General features: G+C 41.1%; 14 protein-coding genes and 4 pseudogenes. 16 read left to right on the top strand and 2 right to left on the bottom strand.

Translation table 11 applies throughout. The annotated features are described in order from the left end of the window. The first annotated feature begins 61 nt into the window (after positions 1 to 61). The 9 genes from M1M80_RS10690 (at position 62) to M1M80_RS10650 (ending at position 7,198) form a co-directional block, all read left to right on the top strand. Positions 62 to 763, top strand: coding sequence for an MBL fold metallo-hydrolase (locus M1M80_RS10690; RefSeq protein ID WP_060398810.1), 702 nt, complete (start codon positions 62 to 64; stop codon positions 761 to 763). Between the two features lie 4 nt (positions 764 to 767). Then, entirely contained in the window at positions 768 to 1,343 is a 576-nt protein-coding gene (locus M1M80_RS10685; RefSeq protein WP_060398809.1) for a TetR/AcrR family transcriptional regulator, read from the top strand. A gap of 77 nt (positions 1,344 to 1,420) precedes the next feature. Continuing rightward, positions 1,421 to 2,164, top strand: a complete 744-nt coding sequence (locus M1M80_RS10680; protein WP_060398808.1) for a GNAT family N-acetyltransferase — start codon at positions 1,421 to 1,423, stop codon at positions 2,162 to 2,164. 14 nt (positions 2,165 to 2,178) lie between these two features. After that, positions 2,179 to 2,904, top strand: a complete 726-nt coding sequence (locus M1M80_RS10675; RefSeq protein WP_080429025.1) for an AraC family transcriptional regulator — start codon at positions 2,179 to 2,181, stop codon at positions 2,902 to 2,904. Between the two features lie 64 nt (positions 2,905 to 2,968). After that, positions 2,969 to 3,301, top strand: coding sequence for a chaperone CsaA (gene csaA, locus M1M80_RS10670; protein ID WP_060398806.1), 333 nt, complete (start codon positions 2,969 to 2,971; stop codon positions 3,299 to 3,301). A gap of 534 nt (positions 3,302 to 3,835) precedes the next feature. Beyond that, positions 3,836 to 4,093 carry a lactococcin 972 family bacteriocin gene (locus tag M1M80_RS10665; RefSeq protein ID WP_060398805.1) on the top strand — a complete coding sequence of 86 codons (258 nt, stop codon included), beginning with the start codon at positions 3,836 to 3,838 and terminating at the stop codon, positions 4,091 to 4,093. Between the two features lie 93 nt (positions 4,094 to 4,186). Then, positions 4,187 to 6,358 (top strand): DUF1430 domain-containing protein, encoded by a 2,172-nt coding sequence (locus M1M80_RS10660; protein WP_060398804.1) that lies wholly within the window; start codon positions 4,187 to 4,189, stop codon positions 6,356 to 6,358. Beyond that, complete coding sequence (locus M1M80_RS10655) at positions 6,355 to 6,975, top strand: ATP-binding cassette domain-containing protein (RefSeq protein ID WP_060398803.1); 621 nt, start codon at positions 6,355 to 6,357, stop codon at positions 6,973 to 6,975. The genes M1M80_RS10660 and M1M80_RS10655 overlap by 4 nt, the downstream gene beginning before the upstream one ends. A 13-nt stretch (positions 6,976 to 6,988) precedes the next feature. Next, positions 6,989 to 7,198, top strand: coding sequence for a bacteriocin-like WGxF protein (locus M1M80_RS10650; RefSeq protein ID WP_060398802.1), 210 nt, complete (start codon positions 6,989 to 6,991; stop codon positions 7,196 to 7,198). A 398-nt stretch (positions 7,199 to 7,596) separates the two neighbouring features. Here M1M80_RS10650 and M1M80_RS10645 read toward each other — a convergent pair whose 3' ends face one another. Both M1M80_RS10645 and M1M80_RS10640 read right to left on the bottom strand, forming a co-directional pair. After that, positions 7,597 to 8,592, bottom strand: coding sequence for a S8 family peptidase (locus M1M80_RS10645; protein ID WP_080429024.1), 996 nt, complete (start codon positions 8,590 to 8,592; stop codon positions 7,597 to 7,599). 26 nt (positions 8,593 to 8,618) lie between these two features. Beyond that, entirely contained in the window at positions 8,619 to 9,503 is an 885-nt protein-coding gene (locus M1M80_RS10640; protein ID WP_060398801.1) for an endonuclease I family protein, read from the bottom strand. Between the two features lie 196 nt (positions 9,504 to 9,699). Here M1M80_RS10640 and M1M80_RS10635 point away from each other — a divergent pair, with 196 nt between their 5' ends. From M1M80_RS10635 to M1M80_RS10610, 7 genes and pseudogenes are all read left to right on the top strand, one after another. After that, complete coding sequence (locus M1M80_RS10635) at positions 9,700 to 11,553, top strand: S8 family serine peptidase (RefSeq protein WP_060398800.1); 1,854 nt, start codon at positions 9,700 to 9,702, stop codon at positions 11,551 to 11,553. Next, complete coding sequence (locus M1M80_RS10630; protein WP_060398799.1) at positions 11,525 to 12,466, top strand: EndoU domain-containing protein; 942 nt, start codon at positions 11,525 to 11,527, stop codon at positions 12,464 to 12,466. Before M1M80_RS10635 ends, M1M80_RS10630 begins: the two co-directional genes overlap by 29 nt. Before the next feature lie 134 nt (positions 12,467 to 12,600). Then, positions 12,601 to 12,852, top strand: a pseudogene (locus M1M80_RS10625) (SMI1/KNR4 family protein); the annotation flags it as partial. A 94-nt stretch (positions 12,853 to 12,946) separates the two neighbouring features. Beyond that, positions 12,947 to 13,488 (top strand): annotated as a pseudogene (locus M1M80_RS21705) (T7SS effector LXG polymorphic toxin); the annotation flags it as partial. Between the two features lie 540 nt (positions 13,489 to 14,028). Then, positions 14,029 to 14,832: pseudogene (locus M1M80_RS21700) on the top strand (HNH endonuclease signature motif containing protein); the annotation flags it as partial. 12 nt (positions 14,833 to 14,844) lie between these two features. Next, entirely contained in the window at positions 14,845 to 15,303 is a 459-nt protein-coding gene (locus M1M80_RS10615; protein ID WP_060398798.1) for a YrhA family protein, read from the top strand. Between the two features lie 55 nt (positions 15,304 to 15,358). Further along, positions 15,359 to 15,957 (top strand): annotated as a pseudogene (locus tag M1M80_RS10610) (SMI1/KNR4 family protein). Positions 15,958 to 16,002 lie beyond the last annotated feature (45 nt).

Raw genomic sequence — 16,002 nt, 5'->3', positions numbered from 1 at the left:
CTAAAGGTGTTAGTTATAATGAAACTAATACCATTAGTTTTTTGTTAGGGGGAATAAAAAGATGAGAGTTACCCAGAATCAAACGGTTTGGCAGCTGACTTTTTTTCCAGTTTTGTTTCCGGTCAATTGCTATTTAGTAGAGGAAGAAAACGAAGTCACCCTTGTTGATGCTGCAATTCCAGGCAGCTATAAAGGAATTATTCAAGCTGTAAATCAGCTGGGAAAACCGCTTCAGCATATTTTATTGACCCATGCACATGGGGATCATGTCGGATCACTGGATATATTGACACAAGCGTTTCCTCATGCAAAGGTGATGATCTCAGAACGGGATTCTTTTCTGCTGCAAGGTGATACATCCTTGCGTCATGATGAGCCGCAGACACCTATAAAAGGGGGTATTCCGAAACACGTGCAAACAAAGCCTCACCATCTGCTGACGGGCGGTGAAACAATTGGTTCTCTGCTTGCAATTCCAACACCGGGTCATACACCGGGCAGCATGTCATTTCTTGATACAAGAAACGGCATTATAATAGCAGGAGATGCATTTCAATTACGCGGAGGAATCGCTGTATCAGGCCAGGTAAAATGGACGTTTCCTTTTCCTGCCTTCGCCACATGGAATAAGGAGGAGGCCATCAAAAGCGCACAATTGCTCGCCGACAAGGCGCCTTCCTGTCTCGCTGTCGGACATGGGAATTTTCTGAGATCACCCTCAGAGCGGATGCGACAGGCGATACAAAAAGCAAAGAAAGGATGATAGCATGTCACCCAGAATAGGATTGAACCAAAAAATGATTGTAGACGCGGCAGCGGAGATTGCCGATCAGGAAGGCTTGAATAGTGTCACGCTTGCCGCACTGTCTAAAAAAATGAATGTTCGCCCTCCATCGCTGTATAATCATGTCAACGGGCTGCAAGCAATCAGAACAGAGCTTGCTGTCACCGGGCTGACAAAGCTTTTTGATCAAATGGCAGCCTCTGTAACCGAACAAAAGGGAGATGCCGCTCTGCTTTCTTTAGCTCATGCATATGTTGATTTTGCAGTTGAAAATCCCGGATATTATGAGGCGGCTTTGCTTAAGGTTCAGGACAACAGGGCGGAAATCGTGTCAGACCAAATTGTCCAGCTTGTAACGAATCTGCTCATTGAAAATAGATATGCATGCGAAAAGACTGCCATTCACGCGACAAGGGGGCTCAGAAGTTTGCTTCATGGCTTTACTGCTTTAATCGCAAAAGAAGCATTTGAACGTGAAGAGGATATTTTAGAAAGTCTGTCATTTTCAATTCGAACGTTTTTGTCAGGATTGTCGATTAACAATAAAAATGTTATGTAAACTAATAAATAGATGTCTTATATTTCTGAATATTGTATAATGTTATGGTAGTATACATAGGAGAGAGACATTATGCTATGGTTGACATTCACAAAATTGAGCAGTTAGCGGCAGCTTCATGGCCGTCTTATATTCAGAAAAGCATGGGACAATGGCTTCTCAGAGCCAACTTTGGCGTAACCAAAAGGGCGAACAGCGTATGGACTTCTGCGGATATGCCTGAAGGAGAATTCCAGCAAGAGGCCGAGCATTTTTATAAAAGCTTAGGCTTGCCTGTTTGTTTTCATATCAGTAATGCATCTCCGAAAGGGCTTGATGGCGCATTGGCAGACAGCGGATATGAAAAGGCAGATGAATGTTTTCAAATGACTGCATTGTGCCGGGACATTATGAACCGTACAGAAGACAATCGCCGATTTACATACAAGTGGGAACAGGTACCGTCTTCTGTTTGGATTGATAACTTTATTCAATTGGAAGAATTTTCACCTGAGCGGCATCGAGGTTATGCATACATTTTCGAACGAATGCCGCCGTGTAAAACCTTTTTCACGATGTATGACCAAGGGAGCCTGACAGCGGTGGGAACGGCTTCTGTCATTGAAGGCTACGGGGGACTCAGTAACATCGTTGTAGCCAAGGAGCATAGAGGAAAAGGGGCGGGAACTCAAGTAATCAGGGTGTTGACTGAATGGGCAATCAGCAACGGAGCGAAGCACATGTATCTGCAAGTGCTGAAAGAAAACCTTGTGGCAGTTTCTTTATATGAAAAAATCGGATTTTCACCTATATCGGAACACCATTACCGGATCAAAAAATGACCAAAGGAAGGGGCTTGCTGATGGACTCGCTTCAAGAGATTATTTGCGAAAAACGGACATATACACGCCTTTATCATTCACATAAGCACGCGTACAGCCAATTTCTTTTTCCGCTTGAAGGGAGTATTGATCTTGAGACGGAGGGACGCCAGGTGAAATTAAAGCCGGATCGGTTTTTATATATTCCGCCGGAGTGCGAGCACCGTTTCCGTTCAATCGGCAGAAATGAATGTCTTGTACTGGATGTTCCGCTTCATGCAATGAAAATAGATGAGTATCATGCAAGATCGGGCCTTGAAGCTGCGCTCGATCCTTTCTGGTCTTCGATCAGGTACTTGCTGACGGAGGAAGCAAAGGCCGGCACAACGAGCTCGCTGCATATGCTCGTTCAATACTTAAAAGAAAAGCTGCAATCCCATACCTGCGCCTCAATTGCATACATTCACAGCCATTTATCTGAGCGGCTAACGATTAAAAAGCTTGCTGAAATCGAGCATTACCATCCAGCTTACTATTCAAGCTGGTTCAAGAAGCAGACCGGGGAGTCTCCGCAGAGCTATATTGCCAATCTTCGTCTCGAGGAAGCGAAACGAATGCTGATAGAGAAAAAGGAAACCCTTACTAACGTGAGCGAGGCGCTGGGCTTTCAAAATCTATCTTCATTTACAAGATGGTTCACGAAAAGTACAGGCATGCCGCCCCGGCTATATCGAAATACCTTATATTCGGATAAAAAATGATGGTCCTTTGGTTAAACAAACCTCATACCCCTCTTTTATAATAGGAGAAAAAGGAGTTATTGATATGGCAGTCATTGAAGACTTTGAGAAATTGGATATCAGGACAGGCACTATTGTAAAAGCGGAGGAATTTCCTGAAGCAAGAGTCCCGGCCATTAAGCTTTTGATTGATTTTGGAGCAGAAATCGGCATGAAACAATCGAGCGCGCAAATCACGAAGCGTTATCAGCCGGAAGATCTCATCAACAAGCAAATCATTGCAGTCGTCAACTTTCCGCCTCGCCGGATCGCGGGATTTAAATCGGAAGTTTTGGTGCTCGGCGGCATTCCCAGCCAGGGCGATGTCGTCCTGCTGCAGCCGGGACAATCCGTCCCAAACGGCACAAAAATCGGATAACATAAAAAAGACGTTTGCCTAAGGCAAACGTCTTTGCGTATTGAGGCGATGCACCACACGCCACATTCGTGTGTGCCGCAAAGGGCATGTACATCGGCTTACACAATTCAGCTCATCGCTATATGAATATAGCATGGCGGCTGAAGGAATGCAAGGGTAACTTTTTAATTGTGAGTGAAATAGTTATAAAAGCTTGTCTTATTTTGTCTAAATTAATCGTGAGTAATTCAAATATTACTGTATGATGATGATTGTTCGACAATAATGAGTTTGTCAACAATAACACGGAATGTGACTTAACTGTGACCTCAAACACCATTTTAAGAATAGGCAGAAATGCCTTTAAACAAACGAAAACGTACTTAATGGTGAATACAAGGGGTAACTGTGATCTGGTTTCTTGTGAAAACAAAAAGGAGAGGTTATATTGAAAAAGAAAGTTTTTTCTTCAATGGCGTTGGGAGCTACTTTACTAGTATCATCTTCTGTCATTTTTGCTAGTTCTTCAGATGGGCTACACACGGAGAAGTGAACTTGGATGAAACAAGGGATTTAATACAAATCATGAAATTGACCAAAACCAAAGCGGGTGGCGGTACTTGGTATCACGGTTTCGAAGATGGGCAAGTTAAATCCAATTACAATCATACTAAAAAGACTCACAAATCAAGTGCGAAGGCTGGTGGAGAAAGGTTCTTTTCATCTAAATGGAAGAAAAAAGATGAAGGGTATACCTACGCTTCAGTGTATTCAACTCTTTGGGGAAATAGGGCTTTTTGGGATACGAAATAAAACAGACAATAGCAAAGAGATTAATAATCTATCATCCGGTGCCGTCAAAACTTGAATATAAGGCACCGGATTTCTTTTTATGGAGGCTATCCAATGAAGAAAACGATTTATATATTGTTCATTCTATTTTTACTCTCAATGAACATATCCAGCTATCACTATACTCTGAATAAGCAAGTTTTTTATACTTTATTCTCTAATAAACAAACGTTAATTATTAATTACAACAAAGCACACTTTAAAAGTGATGATTTCATTAAGGAAATAGCTGGATTTTCAAAAAAAGAGAACGTGAATATTACTCAATACAATTTTTTAGACGAGAAGACCTTAAATATCTACGCTTCAAACCTTAAGAATGAACCTTCAATCAAAATAGGAGATAGGTTTATATCTAATTTCAATAAAACAGCAAATGAATCAAATAAAAATTTGATTGGTACTATTGATTTCCCTTTATCAACATGGAAAATCAGATACTTCAATTTAAACCAAATAAACAACGTAGGGTTAGGAAATAGATTTTATATTTCATCCGAGGATGAAGATGTAATTGAACAAGCTAAAAAGCTATTCTCAGACTATGGCGATGTCAGTATAGAAGAAAACATCAGTTTAAATGACTCTGCTGTGTTCAGCACCGCATTACTCTTGTTAGCTTTGCTTTCCATGCTAATTTTATTTATTGGCATCCTTTATTTCGTAATTAAGAATCGCAAGCAACTTCTCTTACAGAAGCTATGGGGATATTCAAAAACCAAATCGCTGTTAACTTTCCCAAAAATGTTTTTAAAACCACTTGTTATGATCATAATTTGCGGCGCCCTTCTCATTGTAATTCTGGCTTTTATATTCAACCTTAACGACTGGTTATCAGTGTACGTTAAAATGCACATGCGAAATGCACTGATTGTGACATTCTCAATGATGATATACACAATTATTGTTACTTTGATTTTATATAACAACAGCAATATAAGCGCCACGATAATAGGCGGCATACCATTTAAAAAGTTTCAATGGCTGTCATTGGGTTTTAAGTTAATTGTGACAATCCTACTTTTTAATATTTTTGCTTCATCCCTCTCTAATTTGTTCGATTTAAAACAACGGCTAGACAATCAATCTTACTGGAATAAGACACAAACAGTTTATAAAACCGGTTTTGCTAATACAGGTTTGAACTACAGTGATTTAAAAATTGATAGAGAAAAAAACGAGAAGATACGAAAGCTTTATCATGAATTAGAAAGACATAAAGATGCGTTTATAATGGATGCTCAAAACTATGGAATACTGAAAATGAATGGAAAAACTCCAGTTTATTTCTATACATTGAATACAACCAAAGAAAATGAAATTTATTCACCATCCGGAAGAAGCGTAACGATCAGTCCTAATTATTTAAAAGTAAACACCATTAAAGGAATTAACGGAAAAACGATTACTGAAAAACAATTAACTCTCGATCAAAACACATTGAATTTACTTGTTCCAAAAAAATACGCTAAGTATAAAGAAAAAATCCTCAAAGCTTACAAAGATCAATTTTTCTTCGATAAGGTTGAAGTAGACAATATGTATAACAAAGAAATTCAGCAACCATTAAATACGCTGAAAAAAGAGCGGTTGAAAATCAAAATAATATATACTCAAAATAATCAAGAATACTTCACTTATAATAGTATGCTCGGCAACAATAAAAACAATATTGTTGATCCAATTGCAATTGTATTCACTGATAATGTTGATTCATCAGTTATAGGTGCATATGCAACCTCAAGTTTATTCTTTTCTGATGCCTCAAAAGGTATGGCATATGACCACATCATCCCTTATTTAGATAAAACAGATACAAAAGAGCTGATTGGTTCTGCGATATCAGTCTATCAAGAATTAAGCGACCAAATAGCACGAATTCAAAATCAGTTCATCCAGAATCTAATTGGATTAACTATAACACTCATATTGTCAGTAGCCTTCCTTATCTCTTATATATGGTCATACTACAGTGCAAATGCGTATCGACTGTACCTTAAAGAGATATTTGGATATTCATACTGGGCTAGAAATAAAAGCTTAATCATATTGTCGACTGTGTCTAACTGTCTGATAGGAATCTGCTTTAGTATTTATTATAAAATCTATGAATTAATAGGCTTGATTGTATTGTTCATTGGTACTGAGATGATTATTCTGTATTTCCTCAGCCTTTATTTGAACAGGAAAAACATGAATAAGATTTTAAAAGGAGACAGATTATGATCGAACTTAAAAGAATATCCAAAAGTTTTGATGGAAAATCAGTTCTTTCTAACTTTTCTATTCACATAGAGGAAAATGAATTCGTTTCTATTGTTGGCAAGAGCGGTTCTGGCAAAACCACTCTTCTAAATATAATCAGCCTCTTAGATTATCCAGATGAAGGTAAAGTTGTGATTTTAGGCTATGAAAATCCTAAATCTAAAGAGGTGATGAAGTTAAGGAGAGATAATTTAGGATATATCTTTCAAAACTATGTGCTCATGGATAATGAAACTGTATTAACAAATTTATTGCTCTCCACAGCATACGCAAAAGACTTTGACAAAAACAAGCTATCTGAAGCTCTGGAGATGGTAGGCTTAGATAAAAGCTTTTTAAAGAAAAAGGTATACCAGTTGAGCGGTGGTGAGCAACAGCGTGTAGCAATAGCCAGGATTATTCTAAAACCATGCGATATCATTCTGGCCGATGAACCGACCGGAAACCTTGATGAGTACAACAAGAACATTATTCTTTCTCTTTTCCATCAGTTGAAAGAAATGGGGAAAACAATCATATGTGTAACGCATGATCCAGAAATAGCTAACTGCTCTGATAGAGTAATAAATCTTTCGTAAGGAGTTGTTCTTGATGAAACATATTATTTTTGCAATTTCTACAAGCATCCTGATTATTATTACCGGTATTGTTCACAGGATTATTTTTAGACTATTTGGATTTCCATTCGATGAAGCGCTTGTCTTCTGGGGTGGGTTTGTAGTTGTTTATTTTGTTTTAGCTTTGATTGCTTCCTTACTCTTTAGAAATGTTGGTTCTAGCAGCAGAATATATCAGGCGTAACTCAATCTGGTCATTAAACAATAAAATATATCTTATCTTGAATACATCTTAAATTTAAAGTATCCTGTATATGTATCATAGTTGGCATATCAGTCACTATAAGCCAGAGAGTTCCCTCACATACTCTCTGGCTTCTTTTATTAACCTTAATTACGTTCGCCGGCTACTGAAATTATAAAATTCGAACCAAAAAAGACGGTTTGTTACAATGGATCGTACTTAATGATCGATTCTGCCGACAGATCATATACCTGATCAAGTCTCTCCACCGTCGGCTCCCAGTGGTTTAATCAGAGCCATGTTCATATGCTCAAGTACTTCTGTAAGCTCCCATACGGAATACGCCCTGATATATTTTTTCTAACCATAATGCAAATGGTAAGAATTCTAGCGTTCGATTACATGTAGGGGGTTAAATCTGGCGGATGTTGCTTCCAATACTCCGCAAGCAGCTTAGGGGCTGTAAGGAACAGCAGTCCGTTTCCTTCTACTGATTTATCCGTACCTAAGGGAACAGTGTGCTTGACCAGCTGTGCATACAGCTCATCCTCTGTCAGCTGTCGGTTGAATTGACCGGAGGCTTGGCAATAATTCAGCAACAGTGCCAAAGCCCCTGCTACATGAGGTGTAGCCATCGAGGTGCCGGACAACACCTTGTACGGATTGCTCGGATCCGAAACCAAATCGAGCGGGTATGCTGACAGAATGTCCACCCCCGGAGCTGTCAGATCCACTTCGTTGTTGCTCGATAGGAAATCGGCCGCTTTGCCAGTAAAATCAACCGCACCGACGGAGGTAGCTTCATTATACCCTGCCGGGTAGCGGAATTCGGGACGGCCGCCGTTGCCAGCTGCACAGACGACGATGATGCCCTGTCCCACAGCCCGCTGAATTGCCTTGTGAATCTCCGGATAATCCTTGGAGGTAGATAACGACATAGTAATGATATGGACGTTCTGCTGAATTGCATGATCTATGGCTTGAACGATCCATTTCGGTTGACCAGACCCAAGGCGATTCAGCACCTTAAGAATCAGCAGGCTTGCTTCCGGAGCGACTCCGACAACCCCGTTATCATTTTTGGAAGCTGCAATGGTTCCCGCTACATGGGTTCCATGACCGTTATAGTCTTTATATTTGTCAGCAGCTCCGTTGTCATCGTCGGTGAAATTTCTCCCACCGACAATTCTGCCTTGCAAATCGGGGTGTCTGGCATCACAGCCGGTATCGAGAACGGCAATCGTCACACCGCGTCCATAGCTGCCATTTTCCCAAAACTGAGGGGCTTGGATCATCTGAACACCTTTGGGGATTTCCTTGATCGTCCGGGTAACCTCTTCTGCTTGGAACGGTAGTAGATTGACTGTACCCTCGATCCAATTCTCTACTGACATACACGATCACAACCTTTCCTTTAGTGTCATTGGTGAAATACTCCAAAATCAATGGTCTCCGCCAGCTCGGGAAGATCAATCAAAGGGTTGCGGTTTCCCTGGATGTCGAAAATCGCTTGGTTGCGATGCTTTTCGTACGAATGTCCGGGAGGGTCCTTTTTGTGCCATTGAAGCAACACGTTTATATCAATCTTGCTGCGAATATCCGCTTCGATGGCATCGGGATAACGCAGGAAGAAGTATAGCATTGCCCGGGCTACGAAACCCTTACCATATTCCGGTTCGAAGACACCATTCTGCTCGCTGCTTCCGCCTTCGCCCTTTCCACATTCATTGCGAACCCATTCCGTACGGAATTCCTCCGGGTTGTAATCGGCGAAATCCTTATACACCTTGTTTCCTCTTCGGCTATTGCATGCTCTTTCACAGTAAAATAAGTGATGCATATCTCCTCTCATGGGCTCTTTCTCATGAAACCAAGACTGCGGAACCACGTGCTCGATGTCTGCAATATGCCCCGTAATTGTAGTTGCATCCGCTGTCAACTGCGTAAGACTCTCCTCGATAACAACTCTGGGTTCCGCCTCTTTTCCGGAATAAATGCTTCGCAAGGAGCCGTCTGCATGCAAATCGACCCACGTTTTCAAATAATCATCGCTACTGGAATAGCGTACCTGTTTGCTGTGTGTGTTCTTCAGCAACTCGGAGAGTTGCCGGAATAAGGCTTTGCCGTCCGTTTCATGGGGATTTATTCCTGCATAATACTTCTTGATGTCCTCTTGATCCCGTGCAGCATCATAATACGCTCGTTCCTCGGATCGGATTCGTCCCAAATTAGTTTCGAGCATGGCGATCAGCGGCTCCCTAGTATGCGCTATGCTTTCCTGCTCTTGCTGTGTGGTGGTTTCCACGTCTGTTCTGACCTCCTTTGATGTGATCCTTGCTTAGTATCTTTACATAAATATAAATAAATTACTGGGAAAATGAGGGCTGACCTTGATGGAGAATACAATTATTTACATGCATCCTGTCGGGACTGTTGGCTGAAACTGATTATGTGCTTCCTAGAGGATGGAAATAAACGGAAGTTAATGGAGGAGAATATTGATGTCAAAACAAAACTATTTATCGAATCTCGATCCCAGATTGCAACGAGTGGTGTTGAAAAACGAGCGTCTCGAGGCGGAAGGACTGCATACAGCGGTTCAGGAAGAAAGCTTGATTCCTGTTATCGCCAAGGTAACAGATCTCCAAGCATTCCAAGGAATTCCCGGAGTTCAGGACGTTACCAAGATTACCACGGCACCAGATCGCTCCGGCCAAATCGTCACCGCTCATATTGCTGCCAATACACTGCCCGCTGTCAATCAATCTCCGGTAGTGGTACAGCTTCAGGGGACACAGCCAGTGAAGCCGTTGCTTAAGGATACGGCTCGAGAGATCAACCTATCCCCGGCTCAGGGGCAGATCGGCAACGGAGGCGAAGGAGTGATTGTCGGTATCGTCGATCATGGCTGTGACTTTACGTATTCCAGCTTTCGGCATACGGACGGGTCGACCCGCTTACTCGCCCTCGGAATTCAAGAAGTGATGGCCGATCGAACAACCAGCTTCCGGGTATACAACAGCCAGCAGATTAATAAAGCGCTTGGGAATCGTGATCGTGATCCCTTCGAGGAGCTGAAATACTCCGTCGGTCAGGAGGAGCATGGAACTCACGTGACGGATATTGCAGCCGGCAACGGCCGCAACAATAAGGCACCCGGAGTAGCGACTAAGGCCGATATCATCTTTGTCGAGCCTGCTTATTGGGATATTCCTAGAGGCAACCTGGGGACTTTTGGAGATTCCAAAAATTTGATTGAAGCGGTAAAGTTTATTTTCGACCAAGCGGGGAAACGCCCGTGTGTAGTGAATATTAGCCTCGGGACGAACGGTGGTCCTCATGACGGTACTACGCTGGTAGAGCAAGCGCTCGATGGCTTTGTGACAGAGAAACCGGAAAGGGCTGTCGTCATAGCGGCAAGCAACTCCTATTTAGACAACATTCATACCTCAGGGGTGGTTCCGCGCAATGGGCATATCGATCTCCACTGGAATATTCCGACAACCGATTTTACCTTGAACGAGGTAGAGGTTTGGTATGAGGGCTCCGATGCATTTCAGGTGGAGGTCATCGACCCACAAGGAACAACAGTCTGTCGGGTAGGACTTGGCGAGCACTACTATGACGAACGAATATTCGCATCTCAGGAAAAGAGTGCTCTGAATGGGGATAACGTTGCGATGATTTTCTGTGATTTAGACCGGGGAATCGTTTCAACTGGTACCTGGACGATTCGTATTCACGGCTCCAGCGTGAATAACGGCAAATTCCATGCGTGGATCGAACGGGACAAACATACTAGAGGGATTCAATCCAGCTTTGCCACGAACCGTGAAAATAACTATACGATCGGTTCCATCTGCTGCGGTCATAAGAGCATCGTGGTCGGATCCTATGATGCGAAAACACCGAATACACCAATCTCGTCTTTTTCCAGTGCAGGTCCTACAAGGGACGGACGTCACAAGCCTGAGATTAGCGCGCCAGGAGGAGAGAATAGCGTACCAGGAAGAGACGTTCTCGCTGCGTCTTCGCGTACTGGAAACGGAGTCATCGGTATGTCGGGTACGAGCATGGCCGCCCCGACCGTGACAGGAGTTGTTGCCCTTATATTGTCGGAGGCAAGAGCTCAAGGAATAAGCCTCGACATAGATCAGATCCGAACGATATTGGAGCGAACGGCACGCCATAATCCGCCGAGGCAGCAAGGCTGGGATCCTCGTTACGGGCATGGAAGGGTCGATGCGCAAGCAGCGGTTGCTGCGGTTAGAGCCATGAAGGAAGGAAGACAGCCATTGGCCTCAGCGGTTACTCAGGAGGAACAAGATGATTTTTCAGCAAATTTGGGAGGCTGATATGAGAGGGAATGGGGTCAAGCCGCTTATCAAAGGAATGAGTGACCACCAGAAGGACTCGAATGAGGGTTATGTGGTGGTGAATATGGATCCGTACCCGGAGGGCTGCAGCCTGAATAAGGACAGAGACCCCGATGATATTCGTCAAGTAAATGTATTGGAGCAGGTGCATATACCGAATCGGAAGATGGAATCCTACAACAAATTTAAGGACCTTCATGACAACTATGAATGGCAAAGAAATGCGGGCGAAGACCACAGCGGCGACGAGAAAGGAGAAGTAAGCCGCTTGCTGGACTTTGTCATTAGCACGGAGCCGATCGAGGAAGTACGCAGGTTTGCTGTGGAAGAACGATTCATTGATTCGACTATAATGGATAAAGAGTGGAAAGAGTTGCTTCAGCGCATCTGGTTCGAGCTGGATGAAGAGAGCACCACGTCTGGGTTCGAGCATGTGTTTATCGGTGAAGAGAACTCTCGTGGGGGCCTTGGAGGACATCATTTCTGGTACCACTATCACATCAATGACGGACCCTATGAGGTGACACGAATGGAGGACGTCATCGAATTTCTCGACCATGTGGAGGTCGGGAGAGCAGAGAACAGCAGGTTGGCGGAGGTCATCACGATAAAGTACAAGTATCATAAGCTTCAACCGAATGGTTCCAAGCATCCTTTGGTGAAAGGACCCAAGGGCGGTTTTTTTGTGGGGTTGAGTGTGGAGGGGCTGATGGCTGTTGGGACCGCAGCTTACTTCCTTAAGCGTACGCTAAGAGAGAGGGAGGAGACCATCGATTTCATTATCAACGGGGAACGCTTTGATATGCAGGTATATACGGCGAATCGCGGAAGGGGCATACGAACCTTTTTTCCTATGATTAGCAGTCCGGTTGAGGTTCCTTCCTGCAGATAACGTGGAGGGACAACAAGCCAAGGAAAAAACTGAACAACCAGTAGTAACTTCAGCTTCTGAATCCGTTTCTTCTGATAATAATTCAAGAGAAAAAGCGGCTGATAAACCCGAAAGTAATGAGGACGGTAAGGTAACTAAAATATGAGGATTTATTTGAAGGTATCAATGGTGTCCCAATTGGCTACTTATTGGAAGAATGCCATTTAATGATCGATAAAGATAAAATTAATCAAGGTGATCCTAACTATCTCTATATATTTGAAAGTGATTTAGAATATAATCCATTAAATTTAAACTTTGAAATATTTTTAGACCGGTATATATTGGCTAATGGGGAACCTTTTTGGGATTGGCGCTACTATACCGCAGAAAGCAAGATAGTGTGATGTATAAGACAGTCATTTTGGCTGTCTTTTTCTGTTATTCAAATAGATGATTGTGGTAAAATTTACATAGAGTAGGGATAGGAAGGAGAATGATATGAAGGTATTTGAGGCTGATTCATTACTCTCTGAAGCGGATAAAAGAACCAAAGAGTATAAGGGACTAAGGTCGCAAATGGTTAAGCTAAGAAAAGCGTTTAAGGACGTAGCTGACCTAGATGACACCGAGTTTTCCGGTAAGGGTGCAGACAACATCAAAGCGTTTTATCATGATCATGTCAGCGTAACAGACCAATGGATTGATTTAATTGACATGAAAATTGCTTTCTTAAGCAGCATTTCTGCAAAACTTGAAGATGTCAAGATGTCTGATGCTTACATAGAAGAATCTTTTTTAGAACATGAACTTGTCAATGCATACACAAAATCAAAATCCATTATGTCTGAACAGAAAAAAGCAATGAAAGACATATTAAACGACATCAATGATATTCTTCCCTTGAAATATTCTCAACAGAAGACTTCAAAGACAAACTTTCTTCTGCAGATGACAAACGTGAAAAAACAATCGATAAGCTAAACAAGCTTGATGAGGATTTAAAAACAGAATACGCTGAAACAGAACCAAACGAACAATTTATTCAGCAAGACTTTAAAAAGCTGCAGGAATCAACAGGCAAAGGAAAAAACGCCACTCCGATTCACTATAACGCTAAAGCGTACAGAGAAAGTGACATACATAAGAAAAAAGGCGATATTGAGAAGCATTCAGAAGCTTATTTAAGCGTGAAAAAAGAAGAAGCAAAAGAACGTGAAATTAAGCAATTGAAAAAGAAACTTAATGATGGTGTGTCTGACCCAGATGAGTATTTAGAGATTGCTAAGAAAGTAGGCTACGAGAATCTTGAGCCAGCTCAGGTACAGCTTGCAGTGCAAATTGAACAAGCCAAACAGCTAGAAGGAGCAGGAGAAATCACCTGGGATATTATTAAAGGAGTAAGTGTAGCTGCATATGATGTCGTTAAGGATACTGTAGTTGGTGCTAAAGACTTAGCAGTTGGTACCTGGGAATTTTCACAGCTTTCAGAAGAGCAAAAGCTTTTAAAAATGACTGGTGCCATAATTGAAACACCGGCTTATGCTAAAATTATATGGAAAGATTTATCTGATTCATGGAATGATAAGATGGTCAATGGTGATGCCTATTCAAGAGCACACTTTATTACTTATGCTGTTGGAAGCCTTGTTGGATTAAAAGGTGGGGGCTCTATCCTTAAAGGGTCAAGTAAGTTAGCTACAACTGGAGCAGCCAAGGTTGATAAAGTCTTAGGGGCTGGAGAAAAAGCAGTTACTAATAGCGTAAAGACTGGAATTGATAAAGGAAAAACCTTCATTAATTCTATTTCATTAAATAATAATCGATTGGCGTATGCAGGTATCCGTCAGGATATAGAGAATACTCATAATGTGAAAAACACATCAATATTGAAAGAAGCGATAGACCAGAAGAACAGTGTGCTATATAAATCGGCTGGTAGCGATGATTTTGTAGGAACACTAAAAGGTGAACAGGTTCTTTTAAAAGGTGTTAAAGTTAAGGAAATTAGCTACACAAAGAGAAGTCCAGAAGAAACAGCAAAACTTAGAAGAAAGTTCAACAGTTCTATAAAAAAACAATTCTTAAAAGGTCTATCAAATGATCCCAGTAAAGTTAAGAAACTTAAGAAGGCTGGCTTAACAGATAAGGATATTGCCCGAATGAAGGATGGGTTGAATCCAAAAGGATATCAAGTTCACCATAAGCTTCCTCTAGATGACGGTAGCACTAACGACATGGATAACTTGATTTTGATTAAAAATGACCCTTATCATAAAGCAATAACTAATGAGCAAAACTCTTTAACAAAAGGTTTGACACCAGGAGAAACTAAGAAGATAAATTGGCCTATTCCTAATGGTGAGATATATCGAAGTGAGAAATAAGGGGGCAGTTTTATGTGGGTAAATATATTAGAGGAAATTCGAAAAACTGAATCAAAGTATGGAGATGAATTAAATTCTCCTGTTACAGACCAAGAAATAAGAAATTTTGAAGAAGCAGTATTAGGAAAGTTCCCTGTAAATGAGATTCCTTCAGGATATAAAAAATTCCTTCAAACTGTGAATGGATTAGATTTTAATGGCTTGGTAATCTATGGATTGGATCAAGAATTAATGGGAGAAGAAAATGATGAAGAAGTCTATGGTTTTATTGAAACAAATGAACAGTGGCATGAAAATGATGAGCAGAAAAAATATCTGTTTTTTGGTGACTCAGATACAGCTTGGTATTGTTTAGATGTAATTGAGAATGAATACTTAGAGCTTGATAAACCCTCTGGAACGCTGATGAACAAATTTAATGATTTTAACGCCATGCTAGCTGATGCATTGAAAGTTAGTTTAGACAACTAAACAAAAGTATTGCAATTGTTCATTGCTAAAGATGTGCAATGCGGAGGGGATTAATATGAGCTTCAATAATATCAAACAAAAGTTGAAAGAGTTTTCAATTGATGCAAAAATAGATCCCAGCATTAAAATACAAATGAACAACTCAAAGAGATTGAAATGAATATAGGTAATCAATTACCTTCTAATTATAAGGACTTTTTGAAGGAATACGGAGGATGTTATTTAGAAAGTAAAAAAACATCAGATGAGATTGAGTATGACGTTTGCTATAAACCTATAGAGAAAGATCCTTGGATGGGTAAGGACGATGATACACAATTGTTAGAGGGTTTTTATGGTTTAGCGAACCATCATAACAGTCTTCAGAAAGCGATCGATACATATTCTGATCGCTTTCCTAGAAATATTATCCCGATTGCAAGCTCTGCAGGTGGGAATGAAATATGTATGGATATCGATGATGAAAAGATATTGTTTTGGGATCATGAATCAAGTCATCCTGAGAAAGACTTTTTACTGATTGCCAACACGTTTGAGGAGTTTATCCTAAGTTTAGTTGATGAACCAGTTGAAACTGATGATAATGTTAGCGATGTTGAAATTGAGATTTTAGACAATGATTTTGGAAAATTACTCTTTGGAAAAGAGAATTAACTCTCCTCAATAGAAATTAAAGAGTTGCATATAAAATTTTAAGAA

Source organism: Bacillus inaquosorum (assembly GCF_023238325.1).
Classification (GTDB): Bacteria; Bacillota; Bacilli; order Bacillales; family Bacillaceae; genus Bacillus; species Bacillus inaquosorum.
Note: the sequence above shows the minus strand (reverse complement) of the source record. Positions and strands in the feature narration are given on the sequence as shown.

Bases quoted from the DNA above. Each gene is read 5' to 3' on its own strand.
- M1M80_RS10690 (WP_060398810.1), top strand. From the start codon at position 62: ATGAGAGTTACCCAGAATCAAACGGTTTGGCAGCTGACTTTTTTTCCA.
- M1M80_RS10660 (WP_060398804.1), top strand. From the start codon at position 4,187: ATGAAGAAAACGATTTATATATTGTTCATTCTATTTTTACTCTCAATG.
- M1M80_RS10630 (WP_060398799.1), top strand. From the start codon at position 11,525: ATGATTTTTCAGCAAATTTGGGAGGCTGATATGAGAGGGAATGGGGTC.
- M1M80_RS10650 (WP_060398802.1), top strand. From the start codon at position 6,989: ATGAAACATATTATTTTTGCAATTTCTACAAGCATCCTGATTATTATT.
- M1M80_RS10645 (WP_080429024.1), bottom strand. From the start codon at position 8,592: ATGTCAGTAGAGAATTGGATCGAGGGTACAGTCAATCTACTACCGTTC.
- M1M80_RS10615 (WP_060398798.1), top strand. From the start codon at position 14,845: ATGTGGGTAAATATATTAGAGGAAATTCGAAAAACTGAATCAAAGTAT.
- csaA (WP_060398806.1), top strand. From the start codon at position 2,969: ATGGCAGTCATTGAAGACTTTGAGAAATTGGATATCAGGACAGGCACT.
- M1M80_RS10680 (WP_060398808.1), top strand. From the start codon at position 1,421: ATGGTTGACATTCACAAAATTGAGCAGTTAGCGGCAGCTTCATGGCCG.
- M1M80_RS10635 (WP_060398800.1), top strand. From the start codon at position 9,700: ATGTCAAAACAAAACTATTTATCGAATCTCGATCCCAGATTGCAACGA.
- M1M80_RS10655 (WP_060398803.1), top strand. From the start codon at position 6,355: ATGATCGAACTTAAAAGAATATCCAAAAGTTTTGATGGAAAATCAGTT.
- M1M80_RS10685 (WP_060398809.1), top strand. From the start codon at position 768: ATGTCACCCAGAATAGGATTGAACCAAAAAATGATTGTAGACGCGGCA.